We start from the raw sequence: 15,041 nt of genomic DNA on the forward strand, positions 1-15,041 counted from the left end.
TTACCGATAGAAGGTCACACGTTTCTTCGCAATATTTACTGGCTCTTGTTTGCCTTTATATCCCGGATCGCTCCTCTACTCTGTCGGCGCAGGTCAGTTTCCTGTCGTCATTAATAACCGCAAGGAGCGAGTATGTATTTTGAGATTTACAGGCAAACCCGTGGCACCGTTCTGACTGGCAAAGGCCAATGGCGCTGGCGTTTGAAGGCGGGTAATCATGAAACGATTGCCAGCGGGGAGGCTTACATCAACAAGTCCGATTGTCTGCATGCCATCGGTTTGATCAAAGGCACCTGCGAACAGACGCCGGTCAAGGTGATCTAGGCGTCAAATATGAAGCTGCCCATGCAGGGCAGCTTCGTTTCAGCCGGGCGACTTAACCCCGGACTGTAAGACAAAACCGTGAAGGCCTTTACATTTAACGCAAGTAGTCAGGTGATTCTCTCTAGTCGCATAGACGCCGATTGTGACATCTCCCTAAACTGTCGACAGTGTATGGGCGCAGGGGCAATGGATGAATCGCAACGAACTACGCAAGGCCGACATCAATCTGATGGTGGTGTTTGAAACGCTGATGATCGAGCGCAATGTCACCAAGGTGGCGAAGAAGCTGTTTCTCGGCCAGCCAACCATCAGTTCGGCGCTCAACCGCTTGCGTGCAATGTTCAACGATCCGTTGTTCATCCGTGTCGGTCATCGCATGGAACCGACCGCGCGGGCTGAAGAGATCTTTCGATACCTGTCGCCAGCGCTGGATTCGTTGTCGGTGGCGTTGAGTCTGACCCACGATTTTGACCCCGGTAGCAGCACCATGACCTTTCGGATCGGCATGTCGGACGATGTCGAGTTCGGTCTGCTGCCGTCGCTTCTGCGCGCATTGCGCCAGGAAGCGCCGAAAGTGGTGTTCGTGGTGCAGAATGTCGATTCCTGGCGAATTCCCGATTTGCTGGCGTCCGGCGATGTCACGGTCGGTATCACTCAAACGCGTGGCCTGCCGGCCAATGCCAAACGCAAGTTGCTGCGGCACATTCAACCCTGCGTGTTGCGTGCCGATGCCTCCGATACGCCTCTGACCCTCGATGAATACTGCTCGCGTCCCCATGTGCTGGTGTCCCCCGTCGCCAACGTCAGTGGCTTCGCCGATGAGTGGCTGGCGCAAATCGGTCGCACGCGCCAAGTGGTGCTTTCGGTGCCGCAGTACAGCTCCTTGCCTGCATTGCTCGCCGGGACCGATCTGATTACCAGTCTGCCCGATTACGCAGCGCAGGCCATGGCAGCGACCGGGCAGTTGTTCATGGAACCCTTTCCGTTCAACACACCAACCCTGGAGCTGTCCATGGTTTGGCTCAGTCATGCCGACACCGACCCCGCCGAACGCTGGTTGCGCTCGCGCCTGGAGTCGTTCATGGGCGAACGCAATTTGTTGTCGCTACCGCAGTGAGCAAGACCGCTCTGTGTTATATCTACGTCCTTTGCGCCGACCTACAGGAGTAACGTCATGCCCCATCTGCACCTGGAATACACCGCCAACCTGCCCGAGCTGAACGCCGATGTGGCATTGATTCGGCTTAACAATGCGCTGGTGGCGTCCGGTCAGTTCGGTGCCGAGTTCGACATCAAGAGTCGCGCGGTGAAGGTCGAGACATTCAAGGTCGGTACTGCCATGGCTGATCGGGCGTTCGTGCATGTGAAGCTGGCACTGCTGAGTGGGCGCTCGCCGCAGATCAAGCAGCAACTGTCCGAAAGCCTGCTCGCAGTGGTGAAAGATCTATGCGAATGGCCGGCGGGCGTTGAAGTCCAGTTATGTGTGGAAATCCTCGACATCGACCGCGAGTCCTACGCGAAGACCGCCATTGGCGTCTGAGTTTCAGGTCCCTTGCGGATCGGTGCAGGCCCTGATCACTTGTTCGCGCAACCAGGCGTTGGCGCTGTCCTGATCGACCCTTTGACTCCACTGCATGTCGAGCGTGAAGCCCGGTAGACCCTCCGGCGCTTCACGGTGATTGAAGGCTGCTTCATCGGCCAGCAGTCGCTGGATGCGCCGGGGCAAAGTCAGGATGAGGTCAGTGCCTGTGATCATTTTCAGTGCCGCGCTGTAGCTATTGGCTCGCGCCACAATGTGTCGTTTCCGCGCCTGCTGTGCCAGCCAGCCATCGACCATATTGGTGGTGGACGTCCATGGTGTCGGAAACACATGGCGACGCTGGACGAACGCTTGCAGGCTCAAGCGCGGTTCCACTGGTGTGGCGCAGGCGTCGAAGACGCAGACCAGATCATCTTCCAGTAGCGTGCGCGCATTCAAGTCGCCGTGGCTGCGATGAAAGTTCGGGCCGAAACCAATCACCAGATCAAGGCTGCCATCGCGCAGTGCCTCGGCCGGGATATCGGTTTCGAACTTGTGCATGTTGATCATCACCGGAAGGTCGGCGAAAGCGAAGTTCTTCAACAGGCGCGGCAGGATCAACTGCTCGAAATACTCGGGTGCGCAAATGTTGAAGGTCGCCGGTTGCAAGGCTGGATTGAACGCGGGTGCCCCGGCGTGACACAGATTGATGCTTTCGAGGATCTTCAGCACATGAGGGTACATGTGGCTGGCCTTGAATGTGGGGTGCATGCCGCTTCGGGTATTGATGAACAGCTCGTCGGCGAACCCGGCGCGCAGTTTTTTCAGGCAATAACTGACGGTGGACTGGCTGACACACAAGGCCTCGGACACCCCGGTGACGCTGTTTTGCTCGTATACGGCGACGAACACCATGAGGTCCTGCATGTCGAGCTTTCTTAGCACGTTACTGTTGAGCATTCCTTGTCTCTCGCGGCTCGTCGGGCGCTGCGGGTGCGCAAACCGGTGCGAGCGATCCTAGCGCAACGAACGAGCAAGGAGAACGTCCGGCAAGTATTCAACGGCCAGCGCTTACAGGTGTCGTGCGTCGGCTGGAGCTTAATAAGGCAAACATGCCTGCCCCGACCATCACTGCGCCCAGTGTTTCCAGGGGCAACGGTGACTGACGCCCCCATAGCCAGTGAAACAGGGTAATGAACAGTGTGCTCAGATAAATGTAGGCAATGACCGAGGACGGAGCGATCACGCCAATGGCTCGATGCAATAACCAGAATGTCGCCAGGGTGGCAAACAGTGCCAGGTACATCAGCCAGTAGACATCCGTCGTCGTCAGCAATGACGTTGAACGCCAGCCGCCGCTGAACCCACAGAACGTCAACAGGAACAGCGCGCCGAACAGCATGTTCCAGAACGTCATGGCCACGGGGCCGCGCCCCTTGAGGCTACGGGTTTTGAGTTGCTGGCTGAGGGGCGAGTAGAGCGCCATTGCCAGGCAACCGACGCCATACACCGACAGCGCGTACAGTGAAGGCAACTCGCCGGGGCCAGTGCCTTTCATCACCAGGAGCGCGGCACCGGAAGCGGCGATCAGCATTGGCCACAGTCGTTGTTTGAAGTGGCTGTCGGGCATGAGCATTGCTTCGAAACCCAAGGTCAGCAGCGGCACCAGGGTAAACATCGTTCCGGTGTTGACGGCCGAGGTATAACGCAGCGCCTCGAACAGCGAACCGAAATACACCGCCAGCAACAAGCCGAGTACGCAGTGGCCAAACAACCCGCGAGCGGTCATGACGCTATCGCCCTTGAACAGCAGCAGGGGGAGAAATGCCAGTGCACAAAACAACAGGCGCAAACCGGTGAGCAGGATCGGGTCTATGGCCTGGCTGACCTGCGCCGCAGCGGAAAACGACGCGGCGATCAACACCGCCCAAAGCAGCATGCCAGCGTGAGCAGCAGCGAATCCGGTGTGTTTCATGGTGGCCTCCGAGTCAATCAAAGTGTCGACCGTAGTGCAGTGGATTGAAGCGCCAGACCATCAGCAGCATCAGCGCCATGACGGCGGTGAGCGTCCACCAGGCCCAGTCGAAGCCTGCGAACTGATCTCGAATCATCCCGGCCACCAGCGGCGAGAGCCCGGCGATCAAATAACCGATGCCTTGCACGAACGCAGTCAGGCCACCGGCGCGCCGAGGATCATCCAGATGATCCAGCGACACGATCAGGCTCATCGGAAACAATCCGCCAATACCCAGCCCCAGCAGACACGGCCACAGAAGGCTCAAGTGATGCGGACTGAGTATCAGCCCGCAGAAACCGGCCATGATCAGCACCAGTAACACCCCCAATACCCACCGTCGGTCACGGCTGCGGCTGGCGAGGGCGGGCGTCAGCAGGCCGGACAACACCTCCATGGCGGTTAGAAATCCCAGCAGTAAACCGGCGTCCTGTTCGCTCCAGCCTGTTTCTACGTAGTACGGCGCCAGCCAGGCCAGGACACAGGTGTAGGACGCCGTGCCCAGGCCAAAGAAAATGGCGAGTAACCAGGCGCGAGGGTTTCTGAAAAAGGACCTGTTGCTCGATGACCGGGCGGGCTGTGTCGGCATCCCGGCGCCTTGGGCGCACCAGAACAGCAGTGCCGGCACGGTCAGCAACGCCCAACCGGCGAGGCCCAGGCGCCAACTGCCGGTGCGGGTCATCAGCAATGGCGCGAAAGAGGCGGCGAGGGCGGCGCCGCCCATGATCGACGTGACGTAGAGTCCCATGCACAAGGCAGCATTGTCGCTGAAGCGGGATTTGATCAGCACCGGCATCAGTGCCTGGATCAGCGCGATACCAATGCCGGCGAGTACCGCGCTGAGAATCAGTTCGGCTGCCGAATCGACGAACAAACGCGACACCGTGGCCAGGCCGATAATCAACAATGACAGCACCACGGTGCGTTGTTCGCCGAGGCGCTGACTGACACCGAGCCCGACAAACATGGCCAGCCCCATGGCCATCACCGGCAGCATGGTCAGCAACGACGCCAGCGTGAAGCTCAGCGGGATGTCGCCGCGAATGGCCGTCAACAGCGGGCCCACAGCGGCCATGGAGGGGCGCAGATTGAGGGCGATGAACATGATGCCGAGCATCAGCCACAGGGCGGGACGGGAGGTTGAGCGAACGTTTTCCATGAGTGGACCTTGATTGGCAGTGGGCCGATTAGGCGCGTGCGATCTGCAGGCCGCAAATCAGAAAGTCCGGAGGTGTATTTAGAAGTTAAATAATACTGGCGGCGACGTTGAACCCATGGGGGCGAGCGGCCGTCGATATCGACGGTTCATCGGCGCAACCGGCGAAGGTGACAGGCGATGGCGGTTGACCCCGGCCTGAACGGGGCTGAATGAAAGCTGAACAATTCTCAAATAGTCCGAAAGTTTCTGTCTGTCACCTGAAGCCAACCATTAATTGGCTTCTTTTTCACAAAAAATTGATGGTCGACGGCCTACAGTTCAGGCCGTCGCGGCAAACGGAACATTTTCGCATTTGCCGAGGCCTTTCTTTTCAGGAACAGCCGACCCCCCATGTTGAAGATAAAAGCCGTGCGCCCTGAGTGGGTGACATTGATAGCCAGTGCCTTTTTGTTGGTCGCCTTCAATTTTGTTTTGTGGCAGCACCTGTTCGACATTACCGCGGCTGACGGCAAGGGCATCGTCATGCGAGTTGCCTTCGGGGCGATGATTCTCGCGGCCTTCAATATTATCCTGACCTTGCTGGCTTTCCGCCCTGTCCTTAAGCCGATTCTGACCCTGCTGTTCATGGTCAGTGCAGGCGTCGCTTATTTCATGAGTCAGTATGGTGTCTTGATTGACGCCGGCATGTTCCGCAATTTCGCTGAGACGAATGCCACGGAAGTGCGTGACTTACTGTCGATAAAGTTACTCGTTTATATAGTGCTGCTGGGTGTTTTGCCCTCGGTCCTTTTGTGGAAAACCCCCATCAGCTACCGCCGCTGGCACCGCGAACTGCTCAGTAAGGTGTTGGTGAGTGTGGCCTCGGTCGCGGTTATCGGTGGTGTTGCGCTGGTCAACTATCAAGGCCTGTCGTCGTTGTTTCGCAATCACCATGAGTTGCGCCTGATGGTGGTGCCGAGCAACTACATCGGTGCTTCGTTCGGTTACTTGCGTGAGCAGGTCGTGTCCGCCCGGCAACCCTTTGTCAAAATCGGTGAAGATGCCCAGCGAAATCCGGCCTGGCAAACCCACAACCGTAAATCCCTGACGGTTCTGGTGGTGGGCGAAAGTGCCCGGGCGGAGAACTTTGGCATTCTTGGGTACAACCGCGACACGACCCCCAAGCTTAATAAAGAAGCGGGTCTGATCGCATTTACCAATGTGCATTCCTGCGGGACTGAAACCGCAGTCTCGGTGCCGTGCATGTTCTCCAACATGGGGCGCAATGATTACAACGCCAGCAAGGCGAAGAATGAAGAAGGCCTGCTGGACGTGCTCAAGCGTGCGGGGCTGGATGTGATCTGGCGCGACAACCAATCCGGTTGTAAAGGCACTTGCGATCGGGTCACGCTCGATGATGTCAGTAACCTGAAAGACCCGGTGTTGTGCGCCAACAGCGAATGCCGGGATGAAATCCTGCTGCAAGGTTTGCAGCACTTCATCGACACCTTGAGCAAAGACACGGTATTGGTTCTGCACCAGATGGGTAGCCACGGTCCGGAATACTACAAGCGTTACCCGAAAGAATTCGAACGCTTCACACCCGTCTGTGAAAGCAATGCGCTGAACAACTGCAGCCGTGAAAGTATCGTCAATGGCTATGACAACACGCTGGTGTATACCGACCATGTGTTGTCGACCTTGATTGATCTGCTGCGCAGCAATCAGCAAAAAGTCGATACCGCAATGCTCTATTTGTCGGATCACGGCGAATCCCTGGGCGAATACAATTTGTTCCTCCACGGCACGCCTTACATGTTGGCGCCGGAACAACAGAAGCATGTTGCGATGCTGGCCTGGTTCTCCGACAGCTACCAGAAGTCGTTCTCGGTAGACACCCATTGCCTGCAACAGGGTCGTGAAAAACCCCTGAGCCAGGACAACCTGTTCCATTCGATGTTGGGTCTGCTACAGGTCAACAGCAAGACCTATGACCAGGGTCTGGATATGTTTGCCGGATGCCGTGGTGTGATGAAAGACGGAGTGTTGGCCAAAGAGTAACTGGATCTTTTTTTCATTTAGCGACCGCTAAAACTACGATCAAGAGTCATTGCACATGTCCGCTCAGCCCCCATCCGCCATCGAACTCGAGTTCGCCCGGCGCTACGATCAGGAACACGCCCGCGTCTGTCTGCAGCCGCGGGCGCAGGGCTTGGTCGAGCGTCTGGCGTTCTGGCGTGAAGAGCGACTGGTACGCAATGCGCTCAAGGTCGCTGGCGAGCCAGGCCTGATCCTCGACGTGGCCTGTGGCGTCGGGCGCTTCTGGAAAGTGCTGGCCGAGCATGGGAACCGGGTGATCCTTGCTTCCGATCCGTCCCAGGACATTCTCGATCATGCCCGGACCCACCATCCGCAGAGTCTGTTGAAACGGATCAGGACCTTTCAAAGCTCAGCGTTCAACATCGGCTTGTCGGAAAATGCGGTCGACTGCATTTCCTGCATGCATCTGTTTCAGCACATTGCCTGCTCTGAGCATCGTTTGGCGCTGCTGCACGAGTTTCACCGGGTCGGTCGCGATACCGTGATTGTCGCCGTACGGCTCAGTGGACGGTTCAAGGGGCGACGTTCAGACGAGGAGGGGCATGCAGCCCGTCCGCTGGTCAACAAGACCGAACTGGAAGCCGAGTTCAAGCAAGCGGGTTTCTGCGTACTCAGCCATCAGGACTTCCTGCCAGGCTTCGCGCCGATGCGGGTTTATGTACTGCGCAAGGCCGGCTAGCCCCTCGCTGTCGGACTATTCTTTCTATCCGTCAGGTGTTTTCGCCAAGGCTCTTGTTCAGTGGATGCGCGGAAATCGCCGGGGGCGATATATACTGCGCGCCATTCTTCAAGGGAGAGCCGTGTGGCCATCGATATTCACTGGATTCGCGACAACGATAGCCTCGGTCGGTTTTGTACCGAGTGGCAGCAGTTGCCATACGTTGCCCTCGACACCGAATTCATGCGGGTCGACACCTTCTATCCCATCGCGGGCCTGTTGCAGGTGGGCGATGGCGTACGTGCTTACCTGATCGACCCGCTGACCATCGACAACTGGCAGCCCTTGGCCGCACTGCTGGAGAACCCGGCGGTGGTCAAGGTCGTCCATGCCTGCAGCGAAGACCTCGAGGTCCTGCTGCGCCTGACGGGTAGCCTGCCAACGCCATTGTTCGATACCCAGCTGGCTGCCGCTTACCTGAACCTGGGTTTCTCCATGGGGTATTCGCGTCTGGTGCAGGAAGTGCTCGGTATCGACCTGCCCAAGGGCGAGACTCGTTCCGACTGGTTGCAACGTCCGCTTTCCGAAACCCAGATCAGCTACGCCGCCGAAGATGCCGTGCACCTGGCCGAAGTGTTCGTGAAGCTTCGGCCGAAGCTTTCCGACGACAAATACGCCTGGGTCCTGGAAGACGGTGCCGAACTGGTGGCCAACCTGCGCCGCGAAATCGACCCGTACGAGGTCTATCGCGACGCCAAGCTGGCCTGGAAACTGTCCCGCGCCCAACTTGCCGTACTGCGCGAGCTCTGCGCCTGGCGTGAGAAAGAAGCCCGCGCCCGTGACCTGCCGCGTAACCGGATCATCCGCGAGCATTCGCTGTGGCCACTGGCCCGGACGCAGCCGGACAACCTCGGCGCGTTGGCGAAAATCGAAGACATGCACCCGCGTACCGTGCGTCAGGACGGCGAATTTCTGCTTGATCTGATCAAGCGCTCTGGCAGTGTGTCGCCGGATCAATGGCCGCCCGCCGTGCCGGAGCCGTTGCCGGTGGACGCCGCCGTGTTGCTCAAGCAAATGAAAGCCATCGGCCAGGCCGAGGGCGAACGCCTGAACATCGCGCCGGAACTGATGCTGCGCAAGAAAACCCTGGAAGCGCTGCTGAAAAGCGGCTTCCCCAATGGTCCCTACCAATTGCCTGATTCGTTGCGTGGCTGGCGCCGCGAATTGATGGGCCAGGCGCTGCTCGACAGCCTGGCCACCGCCGGAGAACAGCCTTGAAACGTATTTGCTCCATCTACCGCAGTTCGAAAAGAAACGAAATGTACCTGTATGTGCTCAAGAGCGATGCTCTGGAGCGCGTGCCCGAGTCCTTGATGGTTGCCTTCGGCAAAGCCATCCATGCCTTCGACCTGGTGCTGAGCCCGGAGCGCAAACTGTCGCGCGAGGACATCACCGTTGTGCTTGAAAACCTCGAAAAACAAGGCTATCACCTGCAAATGCCGCCGGCCGAGGATGAGTACATCGAGCACTTGCCGGAAGAGTTGTTGCGCCGCAACGACCCTGTGTAATCGGCGGACAGGCTCTATTCAGAGCCTTTGTGACCCACTGGAATGATTTTGGCGATGGCCATGCCGACGGAGCGAAACGCTGTCGGCGGTCGTCTGCAGCGTTTTTTTGAAAGGTTGAAGCATGCGCGTTCTGATTGCTGAACACGACCACCCTGTGTACGCCCAACTGTTGCGTGAAGCAGCGCCCGACCTGGAAGTGCTGACCAGCGGTGATTCCGCCGAGCTGGCCCGCCAGGCGGCCGACTGCCCGGTCTGGCTCGGACAGCCTGACCTGCTGGCGACGCTGCTGCGTCAGGGCCATCAGCCGCAATGGCTGCAATCGACCTGGGCCGGCATCACGCCGCTGTTGGCCGACGGTTTGCCAAGGCACTATCGTCTGACACGTGCGGTGGGGATTTTTGGTCAGGTCATGGCTGAATACGTACTCACCTACATGCTTGGGCACGAACGGGAAGTGCTGGCACGGTTGGTCAGCCAGGTCGAGCGCAAGTGGGACAGTCGCCATGGGCAAAGCCTGGCGGGACGCAAGGTATTGATTGTCGGCACCGGTGACATCGGCCAGACCGTGGCGCAGTTTCTTCAACCCTTTGGCGTCGAACTGTACGGTATCGCCAGTTCGGCCCGCGAGCAGGCGCCGTTTGTCGAAGTCGGCTCGCTCGACGATTTGCCGCGTCTGGTCGGTAAAGTCGATTACGTGGTCAATCTGCTGCCCAATACACCGAATACCCACGATATTTACAACGCCGCGTTGTTCAAACAGTTCAAACCGACCGGTTTGTTCATCAACGTCGGGCGCGGTGTGGCAGTGGTCGATGCGGACCTGGTGGAAGCCTTGAAAGAAGGGCATCTGGTGGGCGCCGTGATCGACGTCTGCCGTCAGGAACCTTTGCCGCAACGTCATCCTTTCTGGACGGCCTGGGGCTTGCTGCTGACCGGTCACAGCTCGGCACCGACCTCGCCATCGTTGATGGTGAAGCTGTTTGTCGAGAACTTGCGGGCTTATCAGGCCGGTGAGGCGTTACGCGGGGAAGTGGATTTCAATCGCGGGTATTGAGTCCGCCGCGGACTTGAGTATTGGGCAAAACCTGTGGGAGCACGTTCGTTCCCACAGGGCGTTTCGCTATTGCTTAGAGGGTGAAATCACCTTCTGCCGCCAGTTCGCTCAATGGCCGGCGCGGGCTCGGCTCTTCGCGGGCTTGCAGGTAGTCAGCCAGTGTCGACTTGTCGCCCAGTTTGCCGATCGCCACGGCGGCGTGCAGGGCGTAGCCTTCAGGAATCTTCAACTCTTTGCGCGTCAGCGCTTGATCGAAGCCGGCCATGCCGTGGGTATGCCAGCCGCTGATGCTTGCCTGCAGCGCCAGATGACCCCAGGCCGCACCGGTGTCAAAGGTGTGCCACAGGGCCGGGGTTTCTTCGGTGGCGCCGGGCACGGCGAAGGTGGTTTTCGATACCACGATCACCAGGGCCGAGGCATGTTGCGCCCAACTGCGGTTGAATTCGTTCAGCAGACCCAGATAACGCTCCCAGTTCGGCGTATCCCGGCGTGCGTAGAGAAAGCGCCAAGGCTGCGAGTTGTACGCCGACGGTGCCCAGCGCGCCGCTTCGAAAAAGCTCAGCAGGGTTTCTTCGGGAATGGCTTCGCCGGTGAAGGCGCGCGGCGACCAGCGATGGGTGAATTGAGGGTGGATGGCATAGTCGGCTACGCGTGGGTTGGCACTCATCAACAGATTCCTTGCTAGGTTTTAAAGTGTGGGGCGAGGCAAAACCCTACTTGGCGGCGCAAAAACTGACAAGCGCGTTCTACCGACAGTCGCCAACGCTTGGCCGACGGGCCTTGCGGCACTAGACTGGCGGCCTTTTCACCACCTGATGTTGATGCTTGAGCCATGGCCGCCAAAGTCGAACCGTTCTGGATACGCAAAACCCTCGATCAACTGGATCACGAGGAATGGGAATCGCTGTGCGACGGCTGCGGCCTGTGCTGCCTGCAAAAGCTCGAAGATGAAGACGACAATAGCGTCTATTACACGCGCATCGCCTGCAAACTGCTGGACCTGAAAACCTGCCAGTGCACGGACTATCCCAACCGCCGTGACTTCGTGCCGGACTGCATCCAGCTCACGCCGGGCAAGGCGGACGAGTTCAAATGGCTGCCGCCGACCTGCGGTTACCGGCTGGTCAGCGAAGGCAAGGACCTGCCGCTGTGGCATCACCTGGTGTGCGGGGATCGCGACGCGGTGCATCACGAACGCATTTCCCAGTCCGGGCGCATGCTTGCCGAAGGCAGCGTGGCCGAAGAGGATTGGGAAGATCACCTGATTTTCCGTGCCGGTTGATCGTGGCGAGGGAGCTTGCTCCCGCTTGAGTGCGTAGCGCTCACAACATGGGCAGTGATAACAAAAAAACGGGGCTGTTTCGCAGCCCGGCGCGAGCAGGCTCGCTCGCCACACTAGGGGACTGTATGGCTGTGCGATGGCGGCGGGCGTTGATCATTGGGTTACTGACCCTGAGCTCGCCAGCGTGGGCGGCAGGCAAGAAAGTCGATCTGGATTACCACGTGCGCCTGTTGCCCCAAAGTGATCAGGCTGAGGTGAGACTGACCCTGGCCCAGGGCTCGGCGGTTCGCAGTCTGGATTTCGATCTCGGCGACGGCAGCCTTTACAGCGATTTCAAGGCCGACGGCCAATGGCAGCTCACGCCTGGCAAGCAAGCCCGTGGCGTTTGGCGCCCCGCGGCCGACAAGGCCAGCCTGACCTATCGCGTACGCATCAGCCACGGGCGCAAGAACGGCAGTTTTGATACGCGCATGACCCCGTCCTGGGCGCTGATGCGCGGCGACGACTTGGTGCCCGCTGCCAAACTCGATCAACAGGATGGCATCGAGCTGATTTCACGCCTGGAGTTCGAGTTGCCCAGCGGTTGGAAAAGCGTCGAAACCGCCTGGCCACGGATCGGCAAGAACAAGTTCCGCATCGACAATGTTTCCCGACTGTTCGACCGGCCTACCGGCTGGATGCTTGCCGGGCACCTCGGCAGCCGTCGCACTCGACTCGGGGAAACCGAAGTCACCGTGGCCTCACCCCGAGGCCAGGGCATGCGCCGCATGGATGTGCTGACGTTGCTGACGTTTGTCTGGCCGCAAGTGCAAGCCGTGTACCCACGTCATCCCACCAAACTGCTGATTGTCGGCGCCAACGATCCGATGTGGCGCGGTGGCTCGGCGGCGCACGAGTCGATCTACCTGAACAGCCGTTTGCCATTGGTCAGCGAGAGCGGCTCCAGTGCCTTGGTACGTGAATTGGCCCAGGTGTTCGGACGGATCAACGATACGCAGCGCAGTGACTGGATCGGCGAAGGGTTTGCCGAGTACTACGCCATCGAACTGGTACGCCGTGCCGGTGGTATGAGTGACGAGCGTTATCAGAGCCTGCAGGAGCGGTTGAGCAAGGACAGCCAGAACGTCACGACCTTGCGTGGTGAGCAGGTCAGCCCGGCGCAGGTTTCAAAAGCGGTGGTGTTGATGCAGGAACTGGATCGCGAAATTCGCTTGAAGACACGCAACAAGCGGTCGCTGGATGACGTATTGCGTGGGGCGATGCGCTTGGAGAGCGTTGACACCAAGGCGTTCGTGCAGCTCAGCGAGAGCGTGCTGGGCGAGTCTTCCAAAGTGTTGGATACCGCGCTGATCCAGTAAATCCGCCCTCGCTGGCAAGCCAGCGCCTACAGCGGATTCTTGTCAGTCACACCTGTTGTGAGCGAAACCGATCAACTGTGGGAGCTGGCTTGCCAGCGAAGAGGCCATAAGCCTCACCGCCTATCTCGGCTTAAACCCCGGTTTTCGGCGACTTCAAGGCGTCATTTCCAGTCGCCGTTTTCGTCGCCGCTTCGGCATTCGCCTTCAGCCGACTCAAGTCCTCACCGGCACGCTGAATCTTCGCTCGCACGTTGTCCATGTCCTGGCGGCTTTTCTCCAGCAGGCTTTTCGCAGAGCTGTGGCCGGTGATGCCGCGGGCCAGGGCGACGCCGCCGATGGCCACTTGAATCAAGCCGAAGATGCCGCCACGTCGCAGGCCCTTGCCGACCATCACCACACCACCGGCCAGGGAACCGATGCGCTCCCAGCCCTGCACATTCTGCTCGGTGTGTGTCTGGAACGGGGTGGATTCGATACGCTCAACGCGTTTGAGTTCGCTCATGATCTGTCTCCAGGCAGGATCGGTAATGGATAGTTAAGCTGACTGCCAGGGCGGTCAGCTCGTTCCATCGGACGTGCGGCGATTCAGCGGAATTTCGGCCCCGAACGGGTATTGAGCCCCTTGGCCATGCGGTCGTAAAGCACAACGTTGACCGTAGCGGCCAGGTTCATGCAACCGGTGGTCGGGATGTAGACCACGTCTTCGCACCAGTCGCGAATCTCTTTATCCAGCGAGCCGTCTTCCGGACCGAAGATGTACAGTGCGCGGTCCGGGTGGGTGTATTCGGGCAGCGGGCGGGCGCCTTCAACCAGTTCCACGGCGACGGGAACACAATTGAGGGGCAGGATTTTTTTCAGGTCGTCGATGCCGATCAGCGGGATGTCGTAATGCACGCGCTTGGTGTCGGTGACGAAATCGGCGGCACGCTCATAGCGCTTGCCGGTGTAGAACACCGACGCCACGCCGTAGCAGCCAGCGGCGCGCATCACCGAACCGACGTTCTCCGGTGATTTGGGGTTATACAAACCAATGCAGCTGTACCGTTTGTCTGCCACGAGCGAAGCGCCTTTCAGGAAAAAAGCGCGATTATACGGGGTTTGCGGGCGGGCCGCTGATTCGGCGACAGGCTCACTGTGTCGCCGGCGTCAGCGCCTTGATCCTGTCCATCATGGCATTCCCGGCATTGTTGATCTGTTCGTTCTGCGGTTTTTTGCTGGCTCCCGGGTCGCTATCGACGCCGGCGAGAATTTCAGCAAGGTTATGGAAGTGGCCGGTTTTCTTTCCATCGTCCGCGGAGTCCTTGCTGCCATTGGCATACTGATTCAATGCGTCTGCCAACGTCATGTGCTGAGACAGCCACTGCGGTGTGTTTTTTTCTTCGGGGCTCATGTTTTCGAGGAAGTTCAGCGCCGCCTTGGCCCGACCGACCGGGTCATTGGCGAAAGGGTCTTTCCAGTTTTTCTTCTGATCATCGGGGCCGCTGTAGTGGCCAGACGCCAGTCGAGCCTGCTGTTGCATCAACCCTCTGGCCGTCTCCTGTTCGTCCTTCGAAAACTGTCCGCCTTCATTCGTCGCGACGGCATTGAGTGAACGACGATCCAGGTCACCCATCAGCGCATTGCGGTCTTCGACGCTGCCGCTGTAGGGCTTGTCGCCGGTGTTCATCTGCGCGTATTTCTGATCCATGCGTTTGCGCGCATCGGTGGCCACTTCTTCGAATGTCTTGCCCGCTGAGCTGGAAACCGCGCCCGGTCGGGTGACACCCAGCACCAGGGCATCAGCGTTCATGCCAGCACGCACCGGAAAAAACGGTGCATTGTTGGCAATCGAGCCGCTGTAATCGGCGGCTGTTTTAGAGAGGCTTAGCGAATCTTCATTCCTTGTTTTGCTGGCCGTCTGCTCGCTGTCAGGGGCGACGGATCGGGTCTTCGCCTCGGACGTGTTGTTGTAGGCCAAGATAGCGGCGCTGTTGAAGGTAGAAGTGACGTTCATAAAACGGGCCTGTCCATGTATGACGCGGTTCAG

General features: G+C 58.9%; 17 protein-coding genes. 10 read left to right on the forward strand and 7 right to left on the reverse strand.

The genetic code is table 11. The features are described 5' to 3' along the window. Positions 1–132: 132 nt before the first annotated feature. The 3 genes from ACX3YD_RS24040 to ACX3YD_RS24050 all read left to right on the forward strand — a co-directional run bounded on the left by ACX3YD_RS24040 (position 133) and on the right by ACX3YD_RS24050 (position 1,864). Positions 133–324 carry a YegP family protein gene (locus ACX3YD_RS24040; protein WP_103405189.1) on the forward strand — a complete coding sequence of 64 codons (192 nt, stop codon included), beginning with the start codon at positions 133–135 and terminating at the stop codon, positions 322–324. A gap of 190 nt (positions 325–514) precedes the next feature. Next, complete coding sequence (locus ACX3YD_RS24045; protein WP_090467689.1) at positions 515–1,441, forward strand: LysR family transcriptional regulator; 927 nt, start codon at positions 515–517, stop codon at positions 1,439–1,441. 57 nt (positions 1,442–1,498) lie between these two features. After that, on the forward strand, positions 1,499–1,864 hold the full coding sequence (locus ACX3YD_RS24050; RefSeq protein WP_103405190.1) for a 5-carboxymethyl-2-hydroxymuconate Delta-isomerase: 366 nt from the start codon (positions 1,499–1,501) through the stop codon (positions 1,862–1,864). Positions 1,865–1,867: 3 nt separating this feature from the next. Here the strand turns inward: ACX3YD_RS24050 and ACX3YD_RS24055 are convergent, their stop codons facing one another. The 3 genes from ACX3YD_RS24055 to ACX3YD_RS24065 all read right to left on the reverse strand — a co-directional run bounded on the left by ACX3YD_RS24055 (position 1,868) and on the right by ACX3YD_RS24065 (position 5,016). After that, positions 1,868–2,803 (reverse strand): LysR family transcriptional regulator, encoded by a 936-nt coding sequence (locus ACX3YD_RS24055; protein WP_458961212.1) that lies wholly within the window; start codon positions 2,801–2,803, stop codon positions 1,868–1,870. A gap of 97 nt (positions 2,804–2,900) precedes the next feature. Continuing rightward, positions 2,901–3,818 (reverse strand): DMT family transporter, encoded by a 918-nt coding sequence (locus tag ACX3YD_RS24060; RefSeq protein WP_458961213.1) that lies wholly within the window; start codon positions 3,816–3,818, stop codon positions 2,901–2,903. 13 nt (positions 3,819–3,831) lie between these two features. Further along, a complete protein-coding gene (locus ACX3YD_RS24065) occupies positions 3,832–5,016 on the reverse strand; it encodes a cyanate transporter (RefSeq protein WP_458961214.1) in 1,185 nt (394 codons plus the stop codon). 390 nt (positions 5,017–5,406) lie between these two features. Here ACX3YD_RS24065 and ACX3YD_RS24070 point away from each other — a divergent pair, with 390 nt between their 5' ends. From ACX3YD_RS24070 to ACX3YD_RS24090, 5 genes are all read left to right on the forward strand, one after another. Further along, positions 5,407–7,056: a phosphoethanolamine transferase gene (locus ACX3YD_RS24070; RefSeq protein WP_458961215.1), complete on the forward strand. Its 1,650-nt coding sequence runs from the start codon at positions 5,407–5,409 to the stop codon at positions 7,054–7,056. A gap of 55 nt (positions 7,057–7,111) precedes the next feature. Next, positions 7,112–7,774, forward strand: a complete 663-nt coding sequence (locus tag ACX3YD_RS24075; protein ID WP_103405195.1) for a class I SAM-dependent methyltransferase — start codon at positions 7,112–7,114, stop codon at positions 7,772–7,774. 123 nt (positions 7,775–7,897) lie between these two features. Next, positions 7,898–9,031: a ribonuclease D gene (gene rnd, locus ACX3YD_RS24080; RefSeq protein ID WP_458961216.1), complete on the forward strand. Its 1,134-nt coding sequence runs from the start codon at positions 7,898–7,900 to the stop codon at positions 9,029–9,031. Next, positions 9,028–9,321, forward strand: a complete 294-nt coding sequence (locus ACX3YD_RS24085) for a YcgL domain-containing protein (protein ID WP_103405197.1) — start codon at positions 9,028–9,030, stop codon at positions 9,319–9,321. Before rnd ends, ACX3YD_RS24085 begins: the two co-directional genes overlap by 4 nt. A gap of 121 nt (positions 9,322–9,442) precedes the next feature. Then, positions 9,443–10,375, forward strand: coding sequence for a D-2-hydroxyacid dehydrogenase (locus ACX3YD_RS24090; RefSeq protein ID WP_090467704.1), 933 nt, complete (start codon positions 9,443–9,445; stop codon positions 10,373–10,375). A gap of 73 nt (positions 10,376–10,448) precedes the next feature. On the opposite strand, the gene ACX3YD_RS24095 is transcribed toward ACX3YD_RS24090, so the two are convergent. Further along, positions 10,449–11,042 (reverse strand): nitroreductase family protein, encoded by a 594-nt coding sequence (locus ACX3YD_RS24095; protein WP_047526820.1) that lies wholly within the window; start codon positions 11,040–11,042, stop codon positions 10,449–10,451. Between the two features lie 165 nt (positions 11,043–11,207). Here ACX3YD_RS24095 and ACX3YD_RS24100 point away from each other — a divergent pair, with 165 nt between their 5' ends. Together ACX3YD_RS24100 and ACX3YD_RS24105 are read left to right on the forward strand one after the other, a co-directional pair. After that, a complete protein-coding gene (locus tag ACX3YD_RS24100) occupies positions 11,208–11,657 on the forward strand; it encodes a YcgN family cysteine cluster protein (RefSeq protein WP_047526821.1) in 450 nt (149 codons plus the stop codon). 125 nt (positions 11,658–11,782) lie between these two features. Beyond that, on the forward strand, positions 11,783–13,015 hold the full coding sequence (locus tag ACX3YD_RS24105) for a hypothetical protein (protein WP_458961217.1): 1,233 nt from the start codon (positions 11,783–11,785) through the stop codon (positions 13,013–13,015). A gap of 130 nt (positions 13,016–13,145) precedes the next feature. Here the strand turns inward: ACX3YD_RS24105 and ACX3YD_RS24110 are convergent, their stop codons facing one another. The 3 genes from ACX3YD_RS24110 to ACX3YD_RS24120 form a co-directional block, all read right to left on the reverse strand. Further along, entirely contained in the window at positions 13,146–13,517 is a 372-nt protein-coding gene (locus ACX3YD_RS24110) for a YgaP family membrane protein (RefSeq protein WP_288096692.1), read from the reverse strand. Between the two features lie 83 nt (positions 13,518–13,600). After that, positions 13,601–14,071: an RNA methyltransferase gene (locus ACX3YD_RS24115; RefSeq protein ID WP_007911337.1), complete on the reverse strand. Its 471-nt coding sequence runs from the start codon at positions 14,069–14,071 to the stop codon at positions 13,601–13,603. 73 nt (positions 14,072–14,144) lie between these two features. Then, positions 14,145–15,008, reverse strand: a complete 864-nt coding sequence (locus tag ACX3YD_RS24120; protein WP_458961218.1) for a hypothetical protein — start codon at positions 15,006–15,008, stop codon at positions 14,145–14,147. Positions 15,009–15,041 lie beyond the last annotated feature (33 nt).

Source organism: Pseudomonas fluorescens group sp. PF-1, assembly GCF_054481335.1.

Coding starts and splice junctions, on each gene's coding strand:
- ACX3YD_RS24110 (WP_288096692.1), bottom strand. CDS start 13,517: ATGAGCGAACTCAAACGCGTTGAGCGTATCGAATCCACCCCGTTCCAG.
- ACX3YD_RS24065 (WP_458961214.1), bottom strand. CDS start 5,016: ATGGAAAACGTTCGCTCAACCTCCCGTCCCGCCCTGTGGCTGATGCTC.
- ACX3YD_RS24075 (WP_103405195.1), top strand. CDS start 7,112: ATGTCCGCTCAGCCCCCATCCGCCATCGAACTCGAGTTCGCCCGGCGC.
- ACX3YD_RS24090 (WP_090467704.1), top strand. CDS start 9,443: ATGCGCGTTCTGATTGCTGAACACGACCACCCTGTGTACGCCCAACTG.
- ACX3YD_RS24045 (WP_090467689.1), top strand. CDS start 515: ATGAATCGCAACGAACTACGCAAGGCCGACATCAATCTGATGGTGGTG.
- ACX3YD_RS24095 (WP_047526820.1), bottom strand. CDS start 11,042: ATGAGTGCCAACCCACGCGTAGCCGACTATGCCATCCACCCTCAATTC.
- ACX3YD_RS24055 (WP_458961212.1), bottom strand. CDS start 2,803: ATGCTCAACAGTAACGTGCTAAGAAAGCTCGACATGCAGGACCTCATG.
- ACX3YD_RS24100 (WP_047526821.1), top strand. CDS start 11,208: ATGGCCGCCAAAGTCGAACCGTTCTGGATACGCAAAACCCTCGATCAA.
- ACX3YD_RS24070 (WP_458961215.1), top strand. CDS start 5,407: ATGTTGAAGATAAAAGCCGTGCGCCCTGAGTGGGTGACATTGATAGCC.
- ACX3YD_RS24040 (WP_103405189.1), top strand. CDS start 133: ATGTATTTTGAGATTTACAGGCAAACCCGTGGCACCGTTCTGACTGGC.
- ACX3YD_RS24050 (WP_103405190.1), top strand. CDS start 1,499: ATGCCCCATCTGCACCTGGAATACACCGCCAACCTGCCCGAGCTGAAC.
- ACX3YD_RS24105 (WP_458961217.1), top strand. CDS start 11,783: ATGGCTGTGCGATGGCGGCGGGCGTTGATCATTGGGTTACTGACCCTG.
- ACX3YD_RS24060 (WP_458961213.1), bottom strand. CDS start 3,818: ATGAAACACACCGGATTCGCTGCTGCTCACGCTGGCATGCTGCTTTGG.
- ACX3YD_RS24120 (WP_458961218.1), bottom strand. CDS start 15,008: ATGAACGTCACTTCTACCTTCAACAGCGCCGCTATCTTGGCCTACAAC.